The organism is Cupriavidus sp. WS (assembly GCF_000395345.1).
In the GTDB taxonomy this organism is placed as follows: Bacteria; Pseudomonadota; Gammaproteobacteria; order Burkholderiales; family Burkholderiaceae; genus Cupriavidus; species Cupriavidus basilensis_B.
Map to the genome: position 1 here is coordinate 1 of NZ_AQPL01000181.1, position 10557 is coordinate 10557.

Below are 10557 nucleotides of genomic sequence, written 5' to 3' on the forward strand. Positions count from 1 at the left end.
CCCGCCGGCGCCGCCGCCTCGCCGGCCGCGCTGGCCAGCCACGCGCCGTGGCTGCCGGCCAGCGTGCCCGGCACCGTGGCGCAGGCGCTGCAGGCCGCGGGCCGGTGGCAGGCCGCCGCGCCGCGCGCGCTGCACGACCACGACTACTGGTATCGCGTGCCGCTGTCCGGCAGCGGCGCGCATCGCCTGCGCCTGCATGGCCTGGCCACCATCGCCGAGGTCTGGCTCGACGAGACGCGCGTGCTCGACGCGCACAACATGTTCACCGCGCACGAGGCCGAGCTGCATCTCGACGGCAGCCACGTGCTGTACCTGTGCTTCCGCGCGCTGCACCGCTGGCTGCGCGGCCAGCGCGGGCCGGCGCGGTGGAAGCCGCGCCTGGTCACGCCGCCCTCGCTGCGGCTGGTGCGCACCACGCTGCTGGGCCACATGCCGGGCTGGTGCCCGCCGGTCCATACCGTGGGCCCGTGGCGTGGCGTCGACCTGCTGCCGCTCGACGCCGCCAGCCCGCTGCTGACCGCGCGCTACGACCTGCACGCCGCGCTCGACGCCGATCTCGCGCGCGGCACGATCCGCCTGTGCCTGCGCGACGTGGCGCCGCTGCCGCCGGGCGTGCTGCCGATGCTGTGCGCGGACGGGCGCGAGGCGCCGCTGGCCGCGGTGGACGCAGGCCCGGGCGGCATCGCCTACGAAGGCGAGCTCGCCATCCCCGCGCCGCGCCTGTGGTGGCCGCACACGCATGGCGCGCCCGAACGCTACGCCGTGCAACTGCGGCTGGGAGAACTGCGCATCGACTGCGCGCAGGTCGGCTTTCGCCGCATCGAAGCCGAGCGCGAGACACCGCAGGGCGACGAAGGCTTCGCGCTGCGCGTGAACGGCGAGCGCATCTTCTGCCGCGGCGCCTGCTGGACCAGCCACGATCTGACCGGCCACGCCGATGCGCCCGCGGCCGTGGAAAAATGGCTCGCGCTGGCGCACGGCGCCGGCATGAACATGGTGCGCGTGAGCGGCGTCACCTGCTACCAGGGCGAGGCCTTCTTCGATGCGTGCGACGCGCTCGGCCTGCTGGTCTGGCAGGACTTCATGTTCGCCAACTTCGACTATTCGGCCGATGCCGAAGCGGCGCGCCCGCTGATGGCGCAGGCCGCGCGCGAGGTCGGCGAATGGCTGGCCGCGCACCGCCACCACCCGAGCGTGGCGGTGCTGTGCGGCGGCAGCGAGGTCGAGCAGCAGGCCGCCATGATGGGCGTTGCCGCCGCGGCATGGCGCCAGCCGCTGTTCGACGAGATCATCCCGGCCTGCGTGGCGCGCTGGCATCCCGAGGCGGTCTACGTGCGCAATTCGCCCAGCGGCGGCGCGTGGCCGTTCCAGCCCGACAGCGGCGTGACGCATTACTACGGCGTGGGCGCCTACCAGCGCCCGCTCGACGACGCGCGCCGCGCCAGCGTGCGCTTCACCTCCGAATGCCTGGCCTTCGCCAACGTGCCGTGCGCGCGCACGCTGGCCGAGGCGCTGCCGGTGCCGCCCGCGCACGACCCGCGCTGGAAGGCGCGCGTGCCGCGCGACGCGGGCAGCGGCTGGGATTTCGAGGACGTGCGCGACTTCTACCTGCGCGAGCTGTTCAAGGTGGACCCGCCGCGCCTGCGCTACGAAGACAGCGCGCGCTACCTGCAACTGTCGCGCGCGGTGGTGGCCGAGGTCATGACCGACGTGTTCAGCGAATGGCGCCGCGCCGACTCCACCTGCGCCGGCGCGCTGGTGTGGCAGTTGCAGGACCTGCTGCCGGGCGCGGGCTGGGGCATCGTCGACGCGCTGGCGCGGCCCAAGTCCGCGTGGCACGCGCTGCGCCAGGTGTGGCAGCCGCTGCAGGTGCTGCTCACCGACGAAGGCCTCAACGGCATCCACCTGCACCTGATCAACGAAAGCGCCGCGCCGCGCGCGGTGCGCCTGCAACTGCAATGCTGGCGCGACGGCGAGACCGCGCTGCTCGACGTCACGCGCGAGCTGTGCCTGGCGCCGCGCGCCACGCGGCGCGTGAGCGGCGCCGAGCTGGCCGGCGCGTTCTTCGATTTCACCTATGCCTACCGCTTCGGCCCGCGCCAGCACGACGTGGTGCGCGCCGCGCTGTTCGATCCCGCCGACGGCGCCTTGCTGAGCCAGGCCTGCTACCTGCCCGACCGCAGCGCGGCCGCGCTCGAGCCGCCCGAGCTGGCGGTGGCGGTGACGCGCGAGCACGGCGACTGGTGGCTCACGATATCGGCGCGGCGCTTCGCGCGCTGGGTCCACATCGAGGATGCCACCATGCGCGCCGAGCAGGACTGGTTCCACCTCGCGCCCGGCAGCCGCCGGCGCGTGCGGCTGCTGCCCGAGGCCGGCCCCGATGGCGGAGTGCGCGGTGCGGGCCCGCCCGGCGCCGCGTTCATCCCGATGGGGGAGATCCATGCGCTCAATGCGAGACGCGCGCTTGCCTACAGTGCGCCGGGCGCCTGATGCGCCGCGCTCGCACCATACTGCCCGCCGCGCCGGGGCGGCGTCCGCGCGGCATTGGCCCTGCCCCGGCAATTGCTCTCAAACCTACCGAAGGATGACCGGGTTTCAACCGTGCGGCTACTGTTGGCAGGCCCACATATAGCCCTTAATGAAGACACAGATGCCGCACGAGCCAGGGTCACGGAATAGGCGGCCGGCGCGGGTCCCGCGAAGTGCGCGGACCGGCTCCGGTGTTAAGTGTTCGTGCGGCTGGTCACGGGGAGAGGGAAATGATCAGTCAGCGTTCGGATCTGCACGTCAATCATGTGCTGGGTGCCTTGCCGCGCAAGGATTGGGAGCTGTTGTCGGCGCATCTCGAGCTGGTGCGCATGCGCGCCGGGCAACTGCTGACCGACTCCGGCCAGCGCATCCATCACGTCTACTTCCCCACCACGGCCATCGTCTCGATGCTGTCGCTGCTGGAAGACGGCGCCACGGTGGAGATCGCCGCCATCGGCAAGGAAGGGCTGGTCGGCATTCCGGTGCTCACCGGCGGCGACACCATGCCGTGCCGCGTGGAAGTGCGCACGCCGGGCTTCGCCTACCGCCTGTCCGCGGCCACGCTCAAGCAGGAGTTCCTGCATTCGCCGGCGATCCAGCGCGTCACGCTGCTGTACGTGCAGGCCGTGCTCACGCAGATCGCGCAGACCGCGGTGTGCAACCGCCACCACTCGCTCAACAAGCAACTGTGCCGCTGGCTGCTGCTGGCGCTCGACCGCATGGCTTCCAACGAGCTGGTCATCACGCAGCAGGTCATCGCCAACATGCTCGGCGTGCGCCGCGAGGGCGTGACCGAGGCCGCCGGCAAGCTCGAGGACCTTGGCCTGATCCAGCACAGCCGCGGGCACATCACCGTGCTCGACCGGCATGGCCTGGAAGCGCATTCGTGCGAGTGCTACAAGCTCGTCAAGCGCGAATTCGATCGACTGCTGCCGGCGCTGGCAACCGTCTGAAGCCGGCGCGGCCGATGGCCGACGGGCAATGGGGCGAGCATGGCCGACGGGTCGGCCGCCCAGGGAGAATGCCGTGAACAGGTTGTTCTTTGCCGGCGCGACGCCGGCTGCGAATGCGCCGGCGCAGCCGCGCGCGCGCGGGCGGCGCGCGCTGCTCGACCACCTCGGCTGGATCGTCGGGCTCGCGGTTGCGGGCGGGGTGGCCGGCGCGCTGGTGGCGCTGTCCACGCCGCCGCGCTACCGGGTCGAGGCGCTGGTGCAGATGGCGCCGCGCAATGCCGCGCAGGGCAATGTGTCCGCGGCGCAGTTCGATGCCGGCATGCTGACCAGCCGCGCGGTGGTCGGGCCGGTGGTGGAGCGCCTGCGCCTGGACGTGTCGGCCGCGCCGGTGCGCGCGCCGCTGCTGGGGGCGCTCGCCGAGCGCCTGGCCGAGCCCGGCCGCGTGCTCGCGCCGTGGCCCGAGGGCCTCGGTTACGCCTGGGGCGGCGAGCGCGCGCGGGTGGACAGCCTGTCGGTGCCCGAGCGCCTGCTCAACGTGCCGCTCACGCTGGTGGCCCAGCCCGAAGGCCGCTACCGGCTCTACGCGGGCGAGGCCATGCTGCTCGACGGCGCGGTCGGCGAGCCCGCCGCGGGCAACGACGTGGAGCTGCAGGTCGGGCAGCTCGACGCGCGGCCCGGCACGCGCTTCGAACTGATGCGGCGCGATCCGCTGTCGGTGATCGACGCCATCACCGGCGAGCTGGTGGTGGACGAGCACACGCGCGACGCCGGCACCGTGCGCATCGCGTGGCGCTACCCGGACCGCAAGCTCGCCGCCGCGCTGGTCAACGGCGTGGCGCAGTCCTACATCGACAGCCAGACCAGCCAGCGCCGCGACGACGCCGCCGGCAGCCTGGCCTTCGTCACCAGCGAGCTGCCGCGCGTGCAGCGCGAGCTCGAGCGCGCGGAAGCGGCGCTCACGCGCTACCGCGCGCGCAGCGGCACGATGGCGCCCACGCAGGAGGCGCAGTCCTACCTCAACGGCAGCATGGACTACCAGCGCCAGATCGCCGCGCTGCGCCTGGAGCGCACCCGCCTGCTGCAGCGCTTCACCACCGACAGCAACGAAGTGCGCACCGTCGACACGCAGATCCAGGAACTGGGCAAGGTGCGGCGCGACATGGATTCGCGCATGCAGAACCTGTCCGAGACCGAGCGCGAATCGGTGGCGCTCACGCGCGACGTCAAGGTCGCCGAGGACATGTACATGACGCTGCGCAACCGCGAGCAGCAGCTCTCGCTGGCGCAGTCCGACCGCTCCAGCACCATGCGCATCGTCGACCCGGCGCTGCCGCCGGCGCGCCCGGACGGCCCGGGCCCGCTGCCGCTGGCCGGCGGCGGCGCGCTGCTCGGCCTGTGCCTGGGCCTGATCGGCGTGGCCGCGCGCCAGCGCCTCAAGCCCTCGGTGGCCGACGCGGCCGACGCCGAGGCGCGGCTCGGCATGCCCATGCTCGGCGAGATCGCCTTCAGCAGCGAGCAGGCCGAGCTCGAGCAGCAGGCCGAGGTGCATCGCCGCCTGGGCATGATGATGGGGTTCGCCGGCGCGCCCGGCCCGCGGCTCTACGCCCCGGCGCCCGGCACCGCGCTGGCCGAGCCCGGCGAGTTCGCCTCCAGCGAGGGCGACCGGCTGCTGCGCTGCGGCCTGCACGACCGCTTCCTGCTGGCGCGCCGCTCGCCGCATTCGGTCGCGGTGGAAGGCCTGCGCAGCGTGCGCGCGGCGCTGCATTTCGCCGTGCGCAACGCGCCCGACTGCGTGCTCGCGGTGACGAGCCCCGCGCCCGGCGCGGGCAAGACCTTCGCCGCGGTCAACCTCGCGGTGCTGTTCGCCGAGGCCGGCCAGCGTGTGCTGCTCATCGACGCCGACCTGCGCCGCGGCAGGGTCGCGCACTGGTTCGACCAGGCGCCCGAGCCGGGGCTGGCCGACCTGCTGGCGGGGCGCGCCGATCCCGCCACGGTGGTGCGGCCCACGGTGGTGTCCGGCCTGTCGCTGATCACCGCCGGCGCCACGCCGCCCAACCCGTCCGAGCTGCTGATGATGCCCGCGCTGGCCGAGACGCTGCGCATCTGCAAGGCGCGCTTCGACCTCGTCATCATCGACACGCCGCCGGTGCTGGCGGTGGCCGACGGCACGCTGGTGGCCAACCTCGCCGGCGCCACGCTGCTGGTGGTGCGCGCCGACGTCACGCCGGCCAGCCAGGTCGACGAAGCGCTCAAGCGCCTGGCGCGCGCCGAGGCCCGCCTGGCCGGCGGCATGCTCAACGGCGTCACGCGCCGGCGCAGCAACCGCGCGGACTTCGCCGCGATGAACCCGTACCTGGGCCTGCCGCTGTCGCCCGCGCGGCCCGAAGCGCTGGCGCTGGAGGCGCGCGCCGCGCCCGCTCCGGGCGCGGACCAGCATGGCTCCATGCCGGCGGCCTGACCGCCTGACCGCCTGACCGCCCGCGGCATGGCGCGGCGGCCGGGAGCGTACCCGTTTCTGCGTGCCCGCGGGCAGGCCGCGAGTGGGGCGCAAACGTGGTGCTTTCCGGCCCCGCACGCGCGCCGGCAGCGGGTTTCGGCGCCGCCGCCGGCACGCGCGCGACAACAAAGCGTACCCGTTTCTGCGTGCGCAAGATGCCAGGGGCCCAAGCCCCGTTTTTCATTGGGAGAGGTGATGAAACCGGTCTTGTTCGAAGGATGCGCCGGCTGGCTGCATGAAGCCGCGGGCAGCACGGGCGTGGTGCTGTGCAACCCGCACGGCCACGAGGCGATGTGGTCCCACCGCGCGTTCCGGCACCTGGCCGACGACCTCGCCGCGGCCGGGGTGCCGGCGCTGCGCTTCGACTATCCCGGCACCGGCGACGCCGCCGGCAGCGGCGCCGAGCAAGAGCACATCGCGTGGTGCGTGCACGGCATCCTGGCCGCGGTCGGCACCCTGCGCGAGCAGGGCGGCGTGGAGCGCGTGGTGCTGTGCGGCCTGCGCCTGGGCGCGGCGCTGGCGGTGCTCGCGGCCGAGGCGCTGGCCGCGCGCGATCCCGCCGTGGTGGCCGGGCTGGTGCTGCTGGCGCCGGTGGTAAACGGGCGCAACTACCTGCGCGAACTGCGCGCGCTGCATACCGGCTGGCTCAACAACGTGATCCCCGACATCGCGCAGGCGCCGCCCGCCGACGGCGCGCTCGACGTGCTCGCCTACCGCTTCCAGGCCGACACCGTGGCCGCGCTCGAAGGCCTGCGCCTGGCGCGCCGCAAGGGCTGCCCGGCGCCGCGCGTGCTGCTGCTCGACGCCTGGCCGGGCACCGCGTCGCCGGTCGCAGAAATGGGTACGCTTTACCGCGCGTCGGGCGCCGAGGTCACGCTGGACGGCTTTCCCGAGTACGCCGGCATGATGCAGGCGGCCGAGTACGCTCGCGTGCCGGAGGCCGCCTGGCAGGCCGTGCTGGCGTGGCTCGGCCCGGTGCCCAGGGCCGCCGCGCGCGCCGCGCCGGCGGCGCAGGAGCCGCGTCCGGCGCTGGAGTGGGAGGTCGACGGCGTGCGCGAGCAGCGGGTCTGGCTGGACCACGGCCGCCAGTTCGGCATCCTGTGCCAGCCGGCGCGGCGCGCGCCCAACGGCGTGGCCATCGTGTTCCCGAACACCGGCGGCAATCACCACGTCGGCGACGGGCGGCTGTTCGTCATGCTGTCGCGCGAGCTGGCGCGCCACGGCGTGACCGCGCTGCGCCTGGATCTGTCGGCGCTCGGCGACAGCCCCGCGCCGGCGCGCCAGATGAGCATCCCCGCCGTATACGACCCCTGCGCCTGCGAGGACGCCAGCGCCGCGGTGGACTGGCTGCGCGCGCAGGGCCTGCGCCGCGTGGTGGTCTCGGGCGTATGCTCGGGCGCCTACATCAGCCTGCACGTGGCCCTGCGCAACCCCAACGTGTCAGGCGTGGTGCTGGCCAACCTCGCCAAGTTCCGCTGGGACGAGGCCGACACGGCCGCCGCCAGCGAGCGCGTGCAGTCCATGCGCGGCTACGCCGCCGCGGTGCGCCGCGTCGAGAACTGGCAGCGGCTGCTGCGCGGCGAGGTCAGGGTGGTGCCGATCCTCCACGGCTTCGTGCGGCGCGGCGCGCGCCGCCTGGGCCAGCGCGCCGCGTCCGCGCTGACGCGCTGGCGCCGCGGCGAGGACACCACCACCGTGACCGGCTTCGCGCGCGCCGCCATGCGCGAGCTGGACCGGCGCGGCGTGCAGACCGACTTCCTGTTCGGCATGAGCGACCTCGGCCTGGAAGAAGCCAGGGACCGTTTCGGCGGCAACCTGGAGGCGCTGCAGGGGCTCGCGCACATCCGCGTGCGGACCCTGCCGAAGTTCGACCATTCGCTGTTCCTCGAGGAAAGCCGCGCGGCGCTCTGCGCCTACCTGGTGCGCTACATGGAGCAGCAGGCCGCGCGCGGCGAGGCGGCCGGCAGCGGCGAGCGCGTGGAGCTGGCCGACGCCGTGGCGGGCAGCGCGGGCGCCTGAGCCCGGCGCGGTTCAGTGGTTGTCGCCGGCAGCCGGCGCCGCCGCGCCCGCGTAGCGCTCGAGGAAGGCCGCGATCCTGGCGCGCGCGATCTGCGTGGCAAAGCCGCCCCAGTGATGGGCGAAGGCGTGGTCGGTGGCGCGCAGCAGGCAGGTTTCGTGCGGCACGCCGTGGCGGGCCAGCGCGTCGTCCAGCAGCCCGGCCTGCTCGGACGCGATCACGCGGTCGCTCAGGCCGATGAGCGTGATGGTGGGCGGGGTTTGCGCGCCGACGTGGCTCAGCGGCGACAGCAGGCGGTAGCGCTGCGGCTGCGCCGCGGGCGTGCCGCCGGCATACGCCCGCAAGGCGGCCCGTATGTGCGGCGGCGTGGCCGGCGCGTCGTGCAGCCGCGCCAGGTCGGCCGGGCCGAACAGGTTGACCACGCTCCTGACGGCGACCGGCCGCGCCGCGCACGACGGCGGCAGGCGCGCGTCGCCCGCGCTGTAGGCGGCCAGCGCGGCGAGGTTGCCGCCGGCGGAGCTGCCCATGATGCTGATGCGCGCGGGGTCGACGTGGTAGTCGGCCGCATGCGCGGCGACCCAGCCCAGCGCGCACTTGACGTCGCCGACCTCGTCCTGCCAGCGCGCATTCGGCGGCATGCGGTATTCCACGTCGAACACCTCGTAGCCGAGCCCGTTCAGCCAGCGGTTCCAGTCCGGCGTCATGCTGCGGTTGCCGCGCACCCAGCCGCCGCCGTGCACCTGCACGATGGCCGGGCGCAGCGGGCCGTCGCCGGGCCGGCCGCTGCGCCACACGTCCAGCACCAGCCGGGTGCCGTCGGCGGCGGTGCCGTAGACCACGCTGCGCGCCGGCTGCGCCGGGCCCTTGTTGACGTGGCGCGCATTGGCGAGATAGTCGCGCAGCGACAGCGGCACCCCGAGCGCGCGCGCCTGCTGCCACGTGGCGATGGCCGGGACCAGGCCCATCGCCGCAGTCAGGATGGCCACCACCGCGGACAGCGCCGCGGCCAGCCTGGCGCCGGCGCGCAGCGCCGCGTACCACGACACCGCCGCCGCGGCCGTGACCAGCAGCAGGTGCAGCGGGAACGAGAGCGCGAGCATCGGCACCAGGTAGGACAGCACCGCCCCGGTCCTGCCCGGCCCGCCCCAGTGCCACGGGATGAGCAGGCAGAGCGTCAGCGGTGCCGTGATCGCCACCAGGGCGCAGGCCAGCAGGGTCCAGGGCCACGTCCGGGCGCGGCGCGTCCCCAGGCTTGCGGTCTTGTGCATCGTTTTGTCTCCGCGATGTCGCGTGCCGCCAGCCGGTACCCCGGCATGGCCGGCACGGCTCAGAACTTGGTCCGGATGCCGAGCGTGGCGGCGAACATGCTGTCCTTGCCGCTGGCGAGATAGTAGCCGTTGACGAAGCCGCCCGCGGCGGTGTCCAGGCCGATGCCGGCGTGCTTCGCGTAGGCGCCGAGCACGTAGACGTTGGTGCGCCTGGACAGGCTGTAGTCGGCGATGAACAGCATCTGCCAGGGGTTCTTCGCGTTGGTGGCGGGCAGCCGGTTGAGGCTGGCGTTGGCGAGCTTGATGTCGTCGTAGTAATACGCCAGCGTCAGGTTCAGCGCCGGCGTGGCGAGATAGTTGGCGCCGATCCAGTACATGTTGTCGCGCATCAGCGTGGCGCCCGCGCCGTTCTTGTCCAGGCCCCAGCGCACGCCGCCCTGCAGCGTGAGCGCGCCGTTGACGTAGTTGCCCGCGACGCCGGCGCGCCGGAAGGTGCCGCTGTCGCCGGCCGCGGTCAGGGTCGGGTTGTACTGGTCGTAGGCGACGGCGACGCCGTAGCGGCCGAGCGCGTAGTTGAGCGCCGTGCCGTAGCCGGTGTCGCGGCGGAACTGGCCCGGCACCTCGCCCGAGGAGAAGATGCCGTTGCCGAAGGACCAGTGCGCCAGCGCGATCAGCGGGCCGACCTGGGCGGCGAACTTGGCCATGTTGTCCGAGCGCGAACTGTAGCCCCCGAGCGCGCCGGCCGGCTCGTATTTCGTGTACGCGGCCGGCGCGAAGTTGGCGAAGCCGTCGTAGATGGAGGTGCTCTGACGGCCGAAGGTCACGCGCCACGCGCCGTGGCCGCCGAGGCCGACCAGGGCCTGGCGCCCGAACAGGCGGCCGTTGAAGGCCAGCCTGCCGTCGTCGGCGGTGAAGCCGCTTTCCAGCACGAACAGGGCCTTGAGGCCGCCGCCGAGGTCTTCCTCGCCGCGCATGCCGAAGCGCGAGCCGGCCAGGTTGCCGGAGCTCATGCGCACCGTGTTGTGGCCGGCGCCGGTGGCGTAGCCGTTGGCGGCCGTGGGGACCTTGTCGGAAAAGTGGCTCAGGTATTCGATGCCGGCGTCCATCACGCCATAGAGGATCAGGTTCGACTGCGACTGCGCCTGCGCCGATCCGGCGATCAGCGCGGTGCCGCCGGTCAAGATGGCGTTGCGCAAGTGCTTGCATGCTTGGGGCTGCTTCATCCTTGTCCACTCCTTTTTTCCGGTTGTTGGCGACATGGATCGCCGGCCGCCGCGGCTGGCGCGCCGCGCG

General features: G+C 73.7%; 6 protein-coding genes. 4 read left to right on the forward strand and 2 right to left on the reverse strand.

From position 1 onward, the window contains the following. The 4 genes from K206_RS43715 to K206_RS0115365 form a co-directional block, all read left to right on the forward strand. A partial coding sequence (locus K206_RS43715; RefSeq protein ID WP_020203284.1) for a glycoside hydrolase family 2 protein occupies positions 1 to 2490 on the forward strand: 2490 nt, incomplete at its 5' end. A 269-nt stretch (positions 2491 to 2759) separates the two neighbouring features. After that, positions 2760 to 3482, forward strand: a complete 723-nt coding sequence (locus K206_RS0115355; RefSeq protein WP_020423794.1) for a Crp/Fnr family transcriptional regulator — start codon at positions 2760 to 2762, stop codon at positions 3480 to 3482. Between the two features lie 82 nt (positions 3483 to 3564). Further along, a complete protein-coding gene (locus K206_RS38340; protein WP_020203286.1) occupies positions 3565 to 5940 on the forward strand; it encodes a polysaccharide biosynthesis tyrosine autokinase in 2376 nt (791 codons plus the stop codon). A gap of 234 nt (positions 5941 to 6174) precedes the next feature. Continuing rightward, a complete protein-coding gene (locus K206_RS0115365) occupies positions 6175 to 7998 on the forward strand; it encodes an alpha/beta fold hydrolase (RefSeq protein ID WP_029043677.1) in 1824 nt (607 codons plus the stop codon). A 12-nt stretch (positions 7999 to 8010) separates the two neighbouring features. Here K206_RS0115365 and K206_RS38345 read toward each other — a convergent pair whose 3' ends face one another. Together K206_RS38345 and K206_RS0115375 are read right to left on the reverse strand one after the other, a co-directional pair. Further along, positions 8011 to 9264, reverse strand: a complete 1254-nt coding sequence (locus K206_RS38345) for an alpha/beta hydrolase (RefSeq protein ID WP_020203288.1) — start codon at positions 9262 to 9264, stop codon at positions 8011 to 8013. A gap of 59 nt (positions 9265 to 9323) precedes the next feature. Next, complete coding sequence (locus tag K206_RS0115375; RefSeq protein ID WP_020203289.1) at positions 9324 to 10487, reverse strand: porin; 1164 nt, start codon at positions 10485 to 10487, stop codon at positions 9324 to 9326. Positions 10488 to 10557 lie beyond the last annotated feature (70 nt).

Bases quoted from the DNA above. Each gene is read 5' to 3' on its own strand.
- K206_RS38345 (WP_020203288.1), bottom strand. From the start codon at position 9,264: ATGCACAAGACCGCAAGCCTGGGGACGCGCCGCGCCCGGACGTGGCCC.
- K206_RS0115355 (WP_020423794.1), top strand. From the start codon at position 2,760: ATGATCAGTCAGCGTTCGGATCTGCACGTCAATCATGTGCTGGGTGCC.
- K206_RS0115365 (WP_029043677.1), top strand. From the start codon at position 6,175: ATGAAACCGGTCTTGTTCGAAGGATGCGCCGGCTGGCTGCATGAAGCC.
- K206_RS0115375 (WP_020203289.1), bottom strand. From the start codon at position 10,487: ATGAAGCAGCCCCAAGCATGCAAGCACTTGCGCAACGCCATCTTGACC.